This is a genomic window from Micromonospora sp. WMMD735 (assembly GCF_049178995.1).
GTDB lineage: Bacteria > Actinomycetota > Actinomycetes > Mycobacteriales > Micromonosporaceae > Micromonospora > Micromonospora wenchangensis.
Window position 1 is genome coordinate 7,250,631 of record NZ_JBMHMJ010000002.1, and the last position, 15,173, is coordinate 7,265,803.

General features: G+C 73.5%; 12 protein-coding genes. 6 read left to right on the forward strand and 6 right to left on the reverse strand.

Annotated features, from left to right (window positions below):
* Positions 1-849: a C39 family peptidase gene (locus ACN268_RS31430; RefSeq protein ID WP_421487050.1), complete on the forward strand. Its 849-nt coding sequence runs from the start codon at positions 1-3 to the stop codon at positions 847-849.
* A 133-nt stretch (positions 850-982) separates the two neighbouring features.
* Here ACN268_RS31430 and ACN268_RS31435 read toward each other — a convergent pair whose 3' ends face one another.
* The 4 genes from ACN268_RS31435 to ACN268_RS31450 all read right to left on the reverse strand — a co-directional run bounded on the left by ACN268_RS31435 (position 983) and on the right by ACN268_RS31450 (position 6,081).
* On the reverse strand, positions 983-2,674 hold the full coding sequence (locus ACN268_RS31435; protein WP_421486634.1) for a CDP-glycerol glycerophosphotransferase family protein: 1,692 nt from the start codon (positions 2,672-2,674) through the stop codon (positions 983-985).
* Positions 2,675-2,697: 23 nt separating this feature from the next.
* Positions 2,698-4,206, reverse strand: coding sequence for a bifunctional cytidylyltransferase/SDR family oxidoreductase (locus ACN268_RS31440; protein WP_145918733.1), 1,509 nt, complete (start codon positions 4,204-4,206; stop codon positions 2,698-2,700).
* A 170-nt stretch (positions 4,207-4,376) separates the two neighbouring features.
* Positions 4,377-5,195, reverse strand: coding sequence for an ABC transporter ATP-binding protein (locus ACN268_RS31445; protein ID WP_088645414.1), 819 nt, complete (start codon positions 5,193-5,195; stop codon positions 4,377-4,379).
* On the reverse strand, positions 5,188-6,081 hold the full coding sequence (locus tag ACN268_RS31450; RefSeq protein WP_421486635.1) for an ABC transporter permease: 894 nt from the start codon (positions 6,079-6,081) through the stop codon (positions 5,188-5,190). Before ACN268_RS31450 ends, ACN268_RS31445 begins: the two co-directional genes overlap by 8 nt.
* Positions 6,082-6,259: 178 nt before the next feature.
* Between ACN268_RS31450 and ACN268_RS31455 the strand changes: the two genes are divergently transcribed.
* The 5 genes from ACN268_RS31455 (at position 6,260) to ACN268_RS31475 (ending at position 13,413) form a co-directional block, all read left to right on the forward strand.
* Positions 6,260-6,898 carry a TetR/AcrR family transcriptional regulator gene (locus ACN268_RS31455; protein ID WP_421486636.1) on the forward strand — a complete coding sequence of 213 codons (639 nt, stop codon included), beginning with the start codon at positions 6,260-6,262 and terminating at the stop codon, positions 6,896-6,898.
* Positions 6,899-7,065: 167 nt separating this feature from the next.
* Positions 7,066-9,186 carry a DUF6077 domain-containing protein gene (locus ACN268_RS31460; protein WP_421486637.1) on the forward strand — a complete coding sequence of 707 codons (2,121 nt, stop codon included), beginning with the start codon at positions 7,066-7,068 and terminating at the stop codon, positions 9,184-9,186.
* Between the two features lie 216 nt (positions 9,187-9,402).
* On the forward strand, positions 9,403-11,157 hold the full coding sequence (locus ACN268_RS31465) for a CDP-glycerol glycerophosphotransferase family protein (RefSeq protein WP_421486638.1): 1,755 nt from the start codon (positions 9,403-9,405) through the stop codon (positions 11,155-11,157).
* Positions 11,158-11,324: 167 nt separating this feature from the next.
* Positions 11,325-11,981 (forward strand): response regulator transcription factor, encoded by a 657-nt coding sequence (locus ACN268_RS31470; RefSeq protein ID WP_204927976.1) that lies wholly within the window; start codon positions 11,325-11,327, stop codon positions 11,979-11,981.
* Positions 11,982-11,991: 10 nt separating this feature from the next.
* Positions 11,992-13,413, forward strand: coding sequence for an ATP-binding protein (locus tag ACN268_RS31475; RefSeq protein ID WP_421486639.1), 1,422 nt, complete (start codon positions 11,992-11,994; stop codon positions 13,411-13,413).
* Positions 13,414-13,417: 4 nt separating this feature from the next.
* On the opposite strand, the gene ACN268_RS31480 is transcribed toward ACN268_RS31475, so the two are convergent.
* Positions 13,418-14,380 (reverse strand): TAXI family TRAP transporter solute-binding subunit, encoded by a 963-nt coding sequence (locus ACN268_RS31480; protein WP_421486640.1) that lies wholly within the window; start codon positions 14,378-14,380, stop codon positions 13,418-13,420.
* An 86-nt stretch (positions 14,381-14,466) separates the two neighbouring features.
* Positions 14,467-15,132: a hypothetical protein gene (locus tag ACN268_RS31485; protein ID WP_421486641.1), complete on the reverse strand. Its 666-nt coding sequence runs from the start codon at positions 15,130-15,132 to the stop codon at positions 14,467-14,469.
* Between the last annotated feature and the right edge of the window lie 41 nt (positions 15,133-15,173).

Here is a 15,173-nt window from a genome sequence, read left to right on the forward strand (position 1 = left end):
ATGAAGCGTCAGCTCCGCCGGCTGGGCGCCCAGCGCCCGTACCGGATGGTCGTCGGCTCGGCGGCGGTCCTCGTCCTGGTCGCCGGCGGCACCGCCCTGGCCGCCGGGGTCGACGACGCCCCGACCGACCAGCACGCCACCGCCGTTGCCGAGACCGCCCCCCGCCTCGACGACGTCGCCAGCCGCGCCCAGGCCCGGGTCGCCGTCCCCGCCCCGGCCGGCCCGTCGGCCACCCCCTCGACCAGCCCGTCGGCGAGCCCCACCCCGTCGCCGCGGGTCACCCGGGCCAAGGCCCGCGCCACCGCCGACCCGGACCTGACCCGCAGGGCGACCCCGAAGCCCCCGTCGTCGAAGGTCCTGCGCTACGACTACCAGGCCCAGATCACCTACTACTACTGCGGCCCGGCGGCGGTACGCAACGCGCTCAGCGCCGCCGGCATCGAGCGCGGCCAGGACGCCCTCGCCGCCCAGTTGGGCACCACCGAGATGGGCACCAACTCGGCCGAGGACACCACCCGGGTACTCAACGCCGTGGTCAAGGGGGACCCGTACCGGACCCGGATGTTCGCCGGGACCCCGAGTGACGCGCAGATCGAGCGGCTGCGGGCCGACGTGGTCGCGGCGGTCACCGACCGGCGGGCCGTGGTCGCGAACGTGGCCGGGGACGCCACCGACCTCGACGGCGGCTGGCACTCCTTCCCCGGCGGCCACTACGTCGCCGCCGTGGGCTACCGGGACAACGGCCGCACCGTGCGGGTCGCCGACTCGGCCGACCCGTCGCTGCCGGCCTACTGGGTCAGCGTGACCACCCTGGCGAACTGGATCGCCACCCGGGGCTACTCCGCCTGACCGACCCACCCCACCCGCCCCGGCCGCCCCGACCACGGGTGGCCGGGGCGGTGCTCGTCATAGGGCCGATACAGCGGTGTCAGCGGACTCGGATACCGCGACACCGCCCCGATAGGCGTCGGGCACCGCCGGCTCAGGCCCGGGGGGAGAGGACCGTGGCGGTCCGGGGCGTCGGCGGGGTCCAGCCCGGCTCCAACTCCCGGCGGGCGGCGTCGAGGAAACCGTCGGCGTACGCGTCGGCGGGGAAGTCGCCCAGGTAGCGGCGGCGGGTGTCCCACCGGGCCGCCGCCAGCGGGTCGGTGTCCAGCAGGCCGGTCAGCACCTCGTCGAGGTTGGCCATGTCCCGGCGCAGCACGTAACCGGAGCGGGCCAGCGGGAATCGGTCCAGGAACTCGTCGCCGTCGACGCCCAGGTCGGTCACCGCGTACGGCTTGCCCGAGTAGAGGTAGTCGGAGATGACCCCGGAGACGTCGGAGACCAGCGCGTCGGAGCGGTTGACGCAGTCGGTCAGGCTCAGCTCGCGGCTGGCCGCCGCACCCCACAGGTGCTGCCGGCCCGTACGGGTCCGGTCGGCGGCGAGCAGCTCGGTGAGCCGGGCCAGCTGCCGGGCCGAGGCCGGGTTCTGCCCGGTGTACGGGTGGGCCCGCAGGATCACCGTGGCCCCCCGGTCGAGCAGCCTGCGCAGCAGTGGCTCGGCCACCGGCAACGAGCAGTAGTTGGCGTCGGCGTGGTGGCCGGTCCAGGTGGGGGTGTAGAGCACGGTCGGGGCGGCCGACGGGCGGGCCTCCCCGCGTACCTCGATGGCCTCGACCTGGGGGCGGCCGACCACGACGAACTTCTCGGCGGGGATCTCCACGCCGGCCCGCGCGTACCGCTCGATCGCCGCCGGACCGGCCACGAAGATCTTGTCGAAGATGGCCGAGACCGGGTTGGCGCTGGGGGCCTTGTCGCTGTCGCCGTGGTGCAGTTGCACGTGGGTGAGCTGGGTGAACCGGATGCAGTGGCTGTTCTTCGCCCCGTGGTTGACGTAGAACGCCACCCGCAGGCTGGGCACCAGCGCCTCGTCCATCGCCTTGAGGGTGGGGCAGTAGACCACCGGGGCGCTCGTCGCGGCGGCGATCGTGGGCAGGAACTCCGGCTCCCGCAGCAGCACCAGGAACGGCCGGCCGAGCCGCTCCAGGTAGGGCAGCCACATGGTGACCTGGTACTCCGAGCCGGGCGGGGCGGAGAAGTAGAGCAGGAACTCCGGCTGGTGCGCGCGCAGCGCCCGGGTCACCGGGCCGCCCCCGCCGGACGGCCGGAACCGCCGCCGGGCCAGGTCCAGGCCGACCGCGCCGCAGCCGGCCGCGACCACCAGCACGACGGCCAACGCGACCACGGCGGGCAGCGCGAACGCGGCGGCCACCGCCACCACCGCGAGCAGCCCCAGCAGGATGCCGTCGAGGCGGGCGGCGACCAGCGGGGTCCACGCCCGCACCGGCAGGTTCGCCGCCCGGATCTCCAGGTTGCCGGCGTCGCGCAGCGGCCCCACCAGCAGCACCAGGCCCAGCAGCACCAGCGCGGTGAGCGCCAGCACCGGGTCGAACCCGTCGTCGAGCCGGCGGGCGTGGCCGACCATGATGCCGGCGGCCAGCAGCACCGTCTCGGCGACGATGTCGGCGTCGGGGCGGACCCGGCGTTCGTAGCCGGCGGCGGCCAGCGCGGCCACCGCCAGGGCCAGGCCCCAGCCGGTCGCGCCGGTGAGCGCCACCACCAGGAAGGCGAGGACGGCCAGGCCGGTGGTCAGGCACCGTGCGATCAGTTTCCTGACCAGGTCACCACGCATGTCGTACGTCTCCGGGGGTCGGGTCAGCCGGCGTCGACGCCGCTGGGCAGCCGGTCCTGCTCGGCCGCGGTCGGCTGGGCGGGCACCGGGGCCGCCTCGCCGGGGGCCCGCCGGACGTCGATCACCTGGCCGGTGAGGTCGGAGATCAGCACGTCGAGCGAGGACTGGGCGACCGTCTCGGCGGCCAGCAGGGTGTGCTCCGGCTCCTCGCCGAACGCCTTGGTGCGCATCGGGGTGGCGGTGCGCTCCGGGTTGATGCAGTTGACCCGGACGCCGTACTCGGCCCACTCGTCGGACAGCGCCTGGGTCAGGTTGACCAGCGCCGCCTTCGTCGACGAGTAGAGCGCGTACTGGGCCCGGCCCCGGGTGTACGAGCTGGACGTGTAGAGCAGCAGCTGCCCCTTGGTCTGCTGCAGGTACGGCAGCGACTGCCGGGCGGCGATCACCGGCCCGACGAAGTTGACCTGGAGCACCCGGTCCATGGTCTCCTCGTCCATCTCGGCCAGCGCGCCCTTCTCCAGGATGCCGGCGGTGACCACCACGTGGTCGATCCGGCCGGTGGCCTCGAAGGCGGTCTTCAGCGCGGCCTCGACGTCGCCGGTCTGCTCGACGTGGGTGCCGGTGCTGGAGCGGCTGAACGGGAAGACCTGCGCGCCGTAGCCACGGGCCAACTCGGCGAGGTCGTGCCCGATGCCGTAGCTGCCGCCGAAGATGACGATCGTGCGCCCGGCCAGCTCCTCGGTGTAGCTGCGGTGCGACAGCCGGGGGGCCTGGGCGGCGGCGAGCTGGAACAGCTTGTCGGCGAGGTGCACGTCGACCGGGTGGGTGACCTTGATGTTCTCGTCCGAGCCGTCGATCACCTTGATCGGGGTGCCGGGCAGGTAGCGCAGCACCACGCCGCAGTCGTCGGTGGCGGCGAAGTCCGGGTCGCCCTCGGCCCGCCGGTACGCCTCCCGGATGGTGCCCGAGCGGAACGCCTGCGGGGTCTGCCCCCGGCGCAGCCGGGACCGGACCGGGATGTCGGTGATGCACTCGTCCTCGTCGACCTGGATGATCGTGTCGGCCGAGGGGATGGCCACGTCGACGGCCGAGTAGCTCCACAGCGCGTTCACGCACTCGCGGACGATCCGGGCGCTGACCAGCGGGCGGACCGCGTCGTGGAAGAGGATGTTGACGTCACCGTCACCGACCGCGTCCAGCGCGATCCGGGTGGTGGCGTTGCGGGTGTCGCCGCCCTCGATCACCTTGCTGACCTTGCGGAAGCCGGCCTTGTCGACGATCTGCTGCGCCTCGGCGACGTGCCCGGTGGCCATCAGCACGATGATCTCGTCGATCTCCGGGGCGGCCTCGAAGACGGCCAGGGTGTGCTCGATGATCGGCTTGCCGGCGATCTTCAGCAACTGCTTCGGGATGCCCAGGCCCAGCCTGGTCCCGGTGCCTCCGGCCAGCACCACCGCCACCGTCCGGGAGGGCCGCCACGGCGCCGGGGTCTCCGGTGTGGCGTCCGGGCCAGTGGTGTGGTCCTGCGTCATTGCCGATCCTCACTCTCGGGGGATGTCTGCACGCGTCCCGGGGGGCACCCTGAACGGAAGATTGCGCCAGCGTGGCGACGGGATGAACCTTAACGCGCGGACCGCGCCGCCCCAACGGGACGACGCGGTCCGTCGGGCGTCGGATCGATGCGGCACGCGCGCCCGGAATACTACTTGCCGTTGGCGAATGCCTCGTACGCCCGGATCACCTCGTCGGTGGGCCCGTCCATCCGGATCAGCCCCGACTCCAACCAGATCGTCCGTTCGCAGGTGTCCCGCACCGAGGAGAGCTGGTGGCTGACCAGGAAGACCGTGCCGGCCCCCTCGCGCAGTTCCCGCACCCGCTGCTCGCTGCGCTTGCGGAAGCCCTTGTCGCCGGTGGCGAGCGCCTCGTCGATCAGCAGCACGTCGTGCTTCTTGGCGGCGGCGATGGAGAACCGCAGCCGGGCCGCCATGCCCGAGGAGTACGTCCGCATCGGCAGGCTGGCGAAGTCACCGCGCTGGTTGATCCCGGAGAACTCGATGATCTCCGGGGTCATCCGGGCCACGTCGTCGGGCTGCATGCCCATCGCCAGGCAGCCCAGCGTGACGTTGCGCTCACCCGAGAGGTCGTTGAGCAGGGCGGCGTTCACCCCGAGCAGGGAGGGCTGGCCCTGGGTGTAGACCGCGCCCCGGTTGACCGGGAGCAGCCCGGCGATGGTGCGCAGCAGGGTCGACTTGCCGGAGCCGTTGCTGCCGATCAGGCCGATCGCCTCACCCCGGTAGGCGGTGAACGACACCCCCTTGACCGCGTGCACCTCCTGGATGTTGGGCGCGGAGGAGCGCTTGACCAGCCGGCGCAGCGCGGCCACCGGTGTGGTCCCGCCCCCGGCGCCCTTGTGCACCCGGTAGATCACGTGCGCGTCGTCGACCACCACGGTGGGGATCCGCTCGACGATCCGGGGCAGTGTCACGGTGACGTCGTTGGACGTCTCGTACCGGTCATCCACGGCCGTACTCCTGTTCGCCGCGCCAGAAGTAGACGTACCCGGCGATGCCGCCCAGCACCGCCCAGCCGACCGCCACCAGCCAGAGTTGGGTCACCGACTCGTTGAGCAGCGGCGCCTGCTCCAGCAGGGCGTACCGGGCCAGCTCGATGTAGACCAGGATCGGGTTGAACTGGATGATCGTCGCGGCCCACTCGGGCAGCCGGTCGAACAGCTTGACGCTGTAGAGCACGCCGGAGCCGTACATCCAGGTGCGCAGGATGAACGGCATGACCTGCTTGAGGTCGCTGGCCTTGGAGCCCATCCGGGCGACCACCATCACGATCCCGGCGTTGAACAGCGCCTGCAGCAGCAGCGCCGGGGGCAGCATCAGCCAGGCCAGGGTGATCGGCTCGCCGGTCACCAGGACGATGCCGAGCAGCACGATCATCGAGGCCAGCAGCTGCTGGAACTGGGTGAGCGTGGCGGCCAGCGGCAGGCAGGCCCGGGGGAAGTGCAGCGCCCGGATCAGCCCCAGGTTGCCGCTGATCGACTGGGTGCCGGCCAGCACCGCGCTCTGGGTGAAGTTGAAGATGAACAACCCGGTGGTCAGGTACGCGATGAAGTTCGGGATGGTGTTCTGCCCGAGCACCACGCCGAAGATCAGGTAGTAGACGGCGGCGTTGGTCAGCGGGGTGAGCACCTGCCAGATCTGGCCCAGCTTGGCGTTGCTGTACGAAGCGACCAGTTTGGCGTTGGCGTACGCGGCGGTGAAGTGCCGGTAGGCCCACAGTCTGCGGCTGTACTCGGTCAGGGAGGGGCGCTCGCCGGCGACCCGTAGTCCGTGCCGAGCGGCCAGCTGCGCCTGGGTCAGGCCCGTTTCGGGGTCGACCAGCGCGGTGGTGGCCATGGGAAGGGCGCTCCGATCTTTCGTACCAACGGGATGCGCGCGACGATGGGGATCCGTGGGTCGGCGCGGTGCCGGGGCAGCCTCGTCGCTGCGTGGACGGTAGTCCAAAACACGTCGGGACGCAACCGTACCGTCGTTGCGCTACATTGGCCCCCGTGACAGGTGCGAAGAGTCCCCGATGACCAGCGACAAGAGGCGTACGCCGGCCGGTGCCGCAGTGCTGCGGGGCGACATCACCAGAGCCATCCGCCGTGCCCTGATGCAGGAACTCGCCGCGGTCGGATACGGGCGGCTCTCCATCGAGGCGGTGGCCCGCCGGGCCGGGGTGAGCAAGACCGCGATCTACCGACGGTGGAACTCGAAGCTCGACCTGGTGATCGAGACCGTGGTGGCCGCCGCCGGCAACAAACTGCCGGCGCTGGACACCGGCAGCCTACGCGGCGACCTGACGCTGCTGTTCCAGGTGATCGCCCACGCGCTCAGCCACCCGCTGGCCTCGCAGATCATCCCCGACCTGCTCGCCGAGGCGGCCCGCAACCCGACCATCGACGCCACCCTCCAGCAGCTCCTGCGGGCCAAGCAGCAGGAGATCGGCGGCCGGTTGATCGGCCTGGCGGTGCAACGCGGCGAACTGCCCACCGACACCGACGCCGACGCGGCCGTCGACCTGATCGTCGGCCCGCTGTACTGGCGGCTGGCCATCGCGCGGACCCCGCTCACTCCGAGCTACCTGGATCTGCTGGTGGAGTCGGTGGCGGCCGGGTTGACCGCGAACGGCACGGTGCCCCGCCAGCGGGAGGCACCGGTGTCCGGTTGACCGGCCCCCATCCGGCCACCTCCGGGACACCGCCACGCCGCCCACCGGCCATCGACCGGCGGTGGTTGCGGTTACCCTGCTTTCCGGACCGGAGCCGGGCGACCGTCCGCCGCCCGCCGGCCGCACGACTCTCGCGTACCGTGCCCGCACGACGACAAGGACGACCCGTGCCGAACGCCGACCCCGTTGCCGTCGCGTCTCCGCCCGTCGCACCACCCCCCACCGTGCCGGCCGCCGGACGACCGCGGCCCGTGCACCGGTTGCGGTCGGCGCTCGCCGCCGCCCCGGCCGTCATCACCGACGCGGCCGTGCTGGGCTTCGCGCTGTGGACGGTGCTTTACCACGCGTCCTTCCTGTTCGGGCTGCGCCCGTCGGTGACGTTCCTGATCTGGCTGGTCGGCTGCGCCCTGGTCACCGCCCTGGTCGGGGTGCGCGCCCTGCGCCGGGCCCGCGTCCCCGCCCCGGCGGGTGCGGCTCCCGACGCCGCCGGGGCGCCCGCGGCTTCCGACCCCGTCCCGGCGGGCGGGACGGGCCAGCCGCGCCGCTGGCTGCTGCCCGTGGTCGCCGCCGGGGTGGTCGCCGCCGTCACCGCAGGCCTCGCCGGCACCCCGGCCGGCGACGTGCTCTCCTGGTGGGTCCCGGCCGCCGCCGGCGCGGTCGCTGGTATCGGGGTCATGCTGCTCACCCGGCGGGCGTGGCGGGCCGACGACGCGGACCCACCCGCGCCGCCCGTCCCCACCGCCGGCCAGTCCGGGTTCGCGCTGCTGATCTCGGTCGGGACGGCGATCTCCTCGCTCTACCTGGCCCGCAACACCCCGGACGACGTCTACTACGTCGGCAAGACGGTCTGGGTGGCCGAGCGTGACCTGGTGCCCACCAACGACTTCCTGTTCACCGAGAACGTCGCCCCGGCGATGGGCTCGCTGCCGCCCACCCCGTCGATCGAGGTGTTCGACGGCGCGCTCGCGCACGTGCTCGGCATCCACGGGGCGTCCGCCACCTGGTACCTCGCGCTGCCGGTGATGGCGGTGCTGGCCGTCCTGGCGCTGTGGCGGCTCACCCACCGGTGGGCCCCGCGCCGGCCGGTGCTCGCGTTCAGTGTCGCGGTGACCTACCTCTACCTGGTGGCCGGTTCGGACGCCGCGCTCGGCACCTTCCACCTGCCCCGCCTCTACGAGGGCAAGGGGATGTTCGTCTCGGCGGTCATCCCGCTGATGTGGCTCTACCTCACCGAGTGGTTCGACACCCGGTCCCGCCGTTCGCTGCTGCTCGTCTTCGCCCTCTCGGTCACCGCGGCCGGGCTCACCACCACCTCGGCGATCATCCTGCCGATGCTGGTCGGCGCGGCCGGGCTGGCCATGCTGCTGGTCGGCCGGTGGCGGGACGCGGTGGTCGGCGGGCTCGCCGCCGTGGCGTACCCGGTGGGGGCGATCGTGGTGTCCCGGCTCGTGCTGGGCGGCATGGACGCCGCCGGCGCGGACGACGCCTTCTTCGACGCCGAGTACACCTACCGGCGCACGCTGCTGGTCGGGATCGTCGGGGTGATCAGCGGCCTGGCGCTGTGGTGCGGGCCGCTGCTGGCCCGCCGCCGCACCCCGGCGCTGCTGGCCGCCGGCGCCGCCCTGGTGATGAGCGTGCTGCTGGTGCCCGGCGTGCTGGAGACGCTCGGCGCGCTGACCGGCATCTCCGTGGTGCTCTGGCGGGTGCCGTGGCTGCTCGCCCTGCCGACCCTGATCGGCCTGCTCTGCACGGTGCGCGTCCCGTCGCCGTCGCGGCTGCTGCGCGGCGCGGTCGGCGGGCTGGTCGCCGCCGCGATGGTCACCTCGTTCGCCGTCTGGGCCACCCCGATGTGGTCACCGGACAGTTGGGTGGAGACGCACACCCGCCCCACCTGGAAGCTGCCCCAGCAGCGGCAGCAGATCGCGTTCTGGATCGCCGGGCAGGACCGGCCGGACGGCCTGGTGCTCGCCCCCTCGACGATCATGCGAACCTCACTGATCGTCACCAGCCGGGTCCGGGTCGTCCTGCCCCGCGACTTCTACCTGGTCGAATACGACCTGAACTCCGATTTCGCCAAGGACCGGCTGCTGCTGGCCCACTTCGCCGACGGGCGAGAGAAACCCGAGCGGGTGCAGGTCGCCGCCGCCGTGGAGCGACTCGGCGTGGGCACCATCTGCGTCTACAACGGCAACCGGTACGCCCGGGAGACGGCCGTCGAGCTGGGCTTCACCGAGTTCGCCTCGCGGCGTGGACCGGGCGCGACGACCTGCTACGGGCGGGCGGGCTGAGCGGCGGTCGCTCCGTGCTGCCCGCCGGGTATCGACTCGTCTGACCGAAATGGACATGGATACCCGAGCGAGGCCGGGACGTCCTCTCGCGTTAAAGTCGCAGTCACCCGCAGGCCGACCTCCGGTCGGCCGCGGTGCTGCGGTCACGCCCGTCGTACGACGAGGCCGCCGGCCGCCGGGCCCCGCCCGTCATCGATCTCGTAGGGAGCGTCCCCCTTGTTCGGCTCGTTACTGGAACGCACCGGCACCGCCGCCCGAGGCGCGCTGCTGGTGCTGTCCTACCTGGTCATGCTCGTCGCGGGCGGCTTCGGATGGGTGGCCCTGTTCGCCGTGGCCGGGTTGGCGGCCGTCGTCGGCGAGTTCGCCGTCACCCGGTGGTCGCCCCCCTCGGAGGTGCTGCTGGAGAAGGTCGGCCTCAACCGGGGCTACCGGCAGCTCAGCCGCGACCTGGCCAGCGTGCTGCTGGTCGCCGCCACGGTCCCGCTCACCGGGGTCGAGCTGACCTGGCTGCTGGTGCTGCCGGCGGCGGTCTGGGTGACCGCCGTCTTCTCGGGCGCCCTGAACACCATGATCGACCGGCGGAACCCGGTCTCCGCGCTGGTCCGCAACATCGAGCTGGGGCCGATCCGGTCGGCCCCCCGCCCGCCCGGGTGGGTCGCCGCCCTGGCCGGCGTCCCGCTCGCGGTGCTCAACGTGCTGCTGATCCCGGCCGCCGTGGTCGCGGCGGTCCGTACCGACGTCACCGTCATGCTGGCGGTCGCCGCGCTGGCCGCCGGGCTCGCCGCCCTGGTCGGCGCGGTCGTCGCGGTGACCTGGCTGCGGGGGAGGGGCACCGGCAAGAGCCCGGTGCTGCCGGTGCTCCAGCGCTGGATCGACGGCTACCGCCCCGAGGTCGCGCTCTACTTCGCCGGCCCCGCCAAGGACGTCTACCAGGCGAACATGTGGCTGGCCCCGACCGAGGCGCTGCACCAGCGGGCGGTCGTGCTGATGCGCAGCAGGGAGGCGTTCTTCGAGCTGGCCGACACCCGACTGCCGGTGATCTGCGTGCCGACCGGCCCGGACTTCATGAACCTCGAACTGGGCACCGTGCGGGCCGCCCTCTACGCGGCCAACGTCGGCGCGAACATCCACATGCTGCGCGAGCCGGGCATGAAGCACGTGTTCGTCGGCCACGGCGACAGCGACAAGCAGGCCAGCGTCAACCCGTACAGCAAGGTGTACGACGAGGTGTGGGTCGCCGGCCTGGCCGGCCGGGAGCGGTACGCGCGGGCCGCGGTCGGCGTCCGCGACGAGGACATCGTGGAGATCGGCCGGCCGCAGCTCGCCGGGGTGCACACCTTCGGCGGGACCGCCCCGGACCGGCCGTTCACCGTCCTGTACGCCCCCACCTGGGAGGGCTGGCTCGACGACGACCCCTACCACACCTCGCTGGTGCTGATGGGGGAGCGGATCGTCCGGGGGGTGCTCGCCTCGCCGCAGGTGCGCCTGGTCTACAAGCCGCACCCACTGACCGGCTCCCGTTCCAAGGAGGCCCGGGCGGTGCACGAGCGGCTGGTGTCGCTGATCCGGGCCGCCGGCGGTGACCCCGACTCTGGTTCGCTCGACGGCCCCGGGCACCGGGTGGTCACCGGCCGGGTCCCCGCCCTGTTCGACTGCTTCAACCAGACCGACCTGCTGATCAGCGACATCTCCAGCGTGGTGTCCGACTTCGTGCAGAGCCAGCGGCCGTACGTGGTGGCCAACCCGAGCGGGCTGCCGGAGGACGAGTTCCGGCGCGAGTTCCCCACCTCCCGGGGGGCGTACCTGCTCTCCCGGGACTGCGGCGAGCTGGAGAAGATCGTCGCGGTGACCCGGGCCGGCGACGACCCGATGACCGATGCCCGGCGGGAGCTGAAGACCTACCTGCTCGGCCCGGCCGAGGCCAACCCGATGGACCGGTTCCAGGAGGAGATCGCCCGGCTCTGCCGCTGACCGACCACGCTGCGGGACCCGGGCGACGACGCCCCGGGTCCCGCGTCGTTTCCCCCGGCGGTGGCGGCGGCACGCCGTCGTCCTGCGCGGGGCCGCCCACCGTTTCCCCCACGCCGGTGCTTCTGCCACCATTCGCTCGACATCCGTACGACGAATGGGGGCCACCGGTGCGCATCCTGCTGGTCGAGGACGACCGACGGGTGGCCGCCGCCCTCGCCTCGGCGCTGACCCGACGCGGATACGAGGTCGAGCACGCCGCCACCGTCGCCGCCGCGCTCTCCGCTGCCCCCTGCGACCTGGTCCTGCTCGATCTCACCCTGCCCGACGGGGACGGCACGGAGGTGTGCCGGGAGTTGCGGCGGCGCAGCAGCCAGCTCGGCATCATCGCGGTCACCGCCCGGGGCGAGGAACGCGACCGGGTGCTCGGCCTGCGGCTCGGTGCCGACGACTACGTGGTGAAGCCGTTCTCGATGGTGGAGCTGCAGGCCCGGATCGAGGCGGTGCTGCGGCGGGCGGCGCACGCCGCGCCGGCCCGGGACCTGATCGAGGTCGGGTCGGTCCGGATCGACGTGGCCGCCCGGACGGTCGCCGTCGCCGGTCAGCCGGTGGCGCTGACCCGTAAGGAGTTCGACATCCTGCTCTCGCTGGCCCGTCAGCCCGGCACGGCGGTGCCCCGGGACCGCATCCTGCTCGACGTCTGGGGCACCACCTGGGCCGACCGGCACACCGTCGAGGTGCACGTCGGTTCGCTGCGCGGCAAGCTCGGCGACCCCCGGCTGGTGGAGACCGTTCGCGGGGTCGGCTACCGGCTCCGGGGCGAGTGAGGGGCAGCCGGTGCGGCGTCGACTGGTGATCAGCTACCTGCTGCTGATGGTGCTGGTGCTCCTGGCGTTGGAGACGCCGCTCGCGGCGACCCTGGCGTCCCGGGAGACCGACCGGGTCCGCGCCGACCGGCTCGCCGATGCCACCCGGTTCGCCTCGCTGGCCGGGCCGGCGCTGCGCGGCGGCGGGGCCGGACCGCTGACCGGTGAACTCGTCAGCTACGACCAGCTCTACGGCATCGGGGCCGCCGTCGTCGACCGGGACGGCCGGGCGCTGGTGGTGTCGACGAGTTGGCGCACCGGCCGGGACACCCGGGCGGCCCTGGACACCGCCCTGGCCGGGCAGCAGTTCAACGGGCCGGACTCGGTGTGGCCGTGGGTGGACGGTCCGCTGGTGGTGGCGGTGCCGATCAACGACGGCGGTGAGGTGCTCGGCGCGGTGGTCACCGCCACGCCGGTGGCGAAGGTGCGCCGCACGGTGACCGCGTGGTGGCTGCTGCTCGCCGGGATCGGACTGCTCGCCGTGCTGGCCTGCGTCTCCACCGCGTTCGGGCTGGCCGGCTGGGTCTTGCGCCCGGTGACCGAGCTGGACGCGGTGACCCATGAGATCGCCGAGGGGGACCGGGGCGCCCGGGTGCAGGACCGGTGGGGGCCGCCGGAGCTGCGCCGGCTGGCGGCCAACTTCAACCACATGGCGGCGGTGGTCGCCGACGTGATGGACCGGCAGCGGGCCTTCGTCGCGCACGCCAGCCACCAGTTGCGCAATCCGCTGACCGCGCTGCGCCTGCGGGTGGAGGAGCTGGGGCCGAGCGTGGTCGACCAGGACGGCCGGGCCGAGCACCGGCTCGCCCTGGAGGAGACCGACCGGTTGGCGCTGGTCCTCGACGGGCTGCTCACCCTGGCCCGCGCCGAGCGGGAGCAGAACGAACGGGTCACCGTGGACGCGGCGGCGGTGGCCGCGTCCCGGGTCGCCGCGTGGGAGCCGTTGGCCCGGCACCGGTCGGTCACGTTGCGCCTGGTGGCCTCCGGTCCGGCCTACGCCCGGACCGTGCCGACCGCGGTCGACCAGGCGTTGGACGCGCTGATCGACAACGCGATCAAGTTCAGCGGCGACGGCGGTGAGGTGACCGTCGCGGTCCGGCACGCCGACGGGGGCACCGCGCTGGAGGTGCGCGACACCGGGCCGGGGATGACCTCGGGCCAGCTCGACCAGGCCACCGAGCGGTTCTGGCGGGCCCCGGACGCGCAGAACATCGAGGGCGCCGGCCTCGGCCTGACGATCGTGGCGGTGCTGGTGGACGCCTCCGACGGCCGGCTCACCATGCACCCGGGGCAGCCACGGGGGCTGGTCGCCGAGCTGTGGTTCCCCGGCCCGTCCGACACCGACCCTCCGTCGGAGGCCGGTGCCCCCGCCCTGCCCGCCGGGTCGGGCTGAGCGGTCAGGGTTTGGCGGACCGGTACCAGTCGGCCGCGCCCGGGTGCAGCGGCAACGGCGTGGTGGCGATCGCCGAGCGGGGACTCATCCGACCGGCCGCCGGGTGGGCGGCGGCCAGCTCCGACCGGCGTTCCATCAGCAGCCGGGTCACCTCGCGTACCAGGGGTTCGGGCAGGTCCGCCCGGACGATCAGGTAGTTGGGGTTGGCGACGGTGGTGACCGGGTCCACCCCGTACACCGAGCGGGGGACGTCCCGGGAGACGTACACCTCCCGGTAGGCGCGGCGCAGCGGCTCGGTCCACTCGCCGAGGTTCACCAGCCGGATCGAGGTGGCGTCGGCCAGCGCCTTCACCCCGCGTACCGGCAGGCCACCGGAGAAGAAGAAGGCGTCGATCCGGCCGGCGCGCAACGCCGCCACCGAGTCGTCCAGCCCGAGGTGTTCCTGGCGGACCTGGTCCCCGCCGAGCCGGGCCACCTCCAGCAGCCGGGTCACGGTGACCTCGGTGCCGGAGCCGGCCGCCCCCACCGAGACCCGTCGCCCGCGCAGGTCCGCGAGGTCACGGATCGGTCCACCGGCCGTGGTGACCAGGTGCAGCAGGTCGTCGTAGACGCGGGCCACGGCGAGCACCCTCGGCGGGGCGGTCGGGCTGGTGTCGAGCACGTCGGCCTGGGTGAAGCCCAGTTCGGCGGCGCCGGAGCCGACCAGCCGGACGTTCTCGGCGGAGGCGGCGGTGACCACCACGCTGGCCCGGACGCCGGGCAGCTCGCGGTTGAGGACGGTGGCCAGCGACTGGCCGAAGGCGTGGTAGACGGCGGTCGGGCTGCCGGTGGCGATCCGGATCGGGATCGGCTCGTCGGGGGATTCCTGGCAGGCGGCCAGCCCGCCGAGGATCACGACCAGCAGCATCAGCAGCGCCCCGCCGGCGGAGGCGGACCGCCGGCCGCGCCCGGTCCGGCTACGGCTCACGCGGTGCACTCTGCGCCGTCACCGGCTCCGGCGCAAGCTCGGGCCGCCGGTGACCGCCGGATCGGTGCGCGCTGTGGTGGCCGGTGTCAGACCAGGGTGGGGGTCCGGGCGGGCGCCAACGCGGCCCGTTCCATGATCCGCAGCCGGTCCGGTCCGTCCGCGACGCTCACCACCAGGCAGCCGGCCCCCGGGCGCAGCAGCGCCGGCACCTCCAGCAGCGCCGCCGAGCGGATCAGCACGGCGGCGAGTTCCCGGTCGGCCAGCCGGATGCCGAGGATGTGTCGCCGGACGTGCCGGCCGCCGGCCAGCAGGGCAGAACGCCAGGCGGCCGAGGCGAGCCGGGTCCGCCAGGCGGCCCTCGGGGTGGAGGACCCGACGGCCGGCCCGAGCAGTTCCCGGCGTCCCTGCCGCCAGCCCGTCTCCCGCAGCAGCGTGAACCCGGCGCGGTGATCCGCCGGCACGTGCAACCGGTGCAGCTCGTACCGACGCCGCAGGCCACCGGTGACCACCTCGTGCTCGACGGGGACGTCGAGCCGGGCGAGCAGTTGCCGCATCCGCAGCGCGGCGTCCTCCCGGTTGAACTCCACGGCCCCCCGCTGCGGCGGCGTGGGGGCGTGCGGGTGGGCCGTCGGTGCCGGGGTGCAGCGCACCAGGCAGGCCACCTCGAACGCGTCGGCCAGGGTCAGCCAGTCCAGCGGGGGTGGGGACGACGGGAGGCGTGGCCGGTCGAGCAGGCGGGGTTCGGAGGTCATCGGACCGCTCCTTCTCGACGGGGGATTCCCCTAACGGTCGC

What these genes read in the sequence shown, in the direction of transcription:
- ACN268_RS31430 (WP_421487050.1), top strand. Translation starts at nt 1, where the DNA reads ATGAAGCGTCAGCTCCGCCGGCTGGGCGCCCAGCGCCCGTACCGGATG.
- ACN268_RS31435 (WP_421486634.1), bottom strand. Translation starts at nt 2,674, where the DNA reads ATGCGTGGTGACCTGGTCAGGAAACTGATCGCACGGTGCCTGACCACC.
- ACN268_RS31440 (WP_145918733.1), bottom strand. Translation starts at nt 4,206, where the DNA reads ATGACGCAGGACCACACCACTGGCCCGGACGCCACACCGGAGACCCCG.
- ACN268_RS31450 (WP_421486635.1), bottom strand. Translation starts at nt 6,081, where the DNA reads ATGGCCACCACCGCGCTGGTCGACCCCGAAACGGGCCTGACCCAGGCG.
- ACN268_RS31455 (WP_421486636.1), top strand. Translation starts at nt 6,260, where the DNA reads ATGACCAGCGACAAGAGGCGTACGCCGGCCGGTGCCGCAGTGCTGCGG.
- ACN268_RS31485 (WP_421486641.1), bottom strand. Translation starts at nt 15,132, where the DNA reads ATGACCTCCGAACCCCGCCTGCTCGACCGGCCACGCCTCCCGTCGTCC.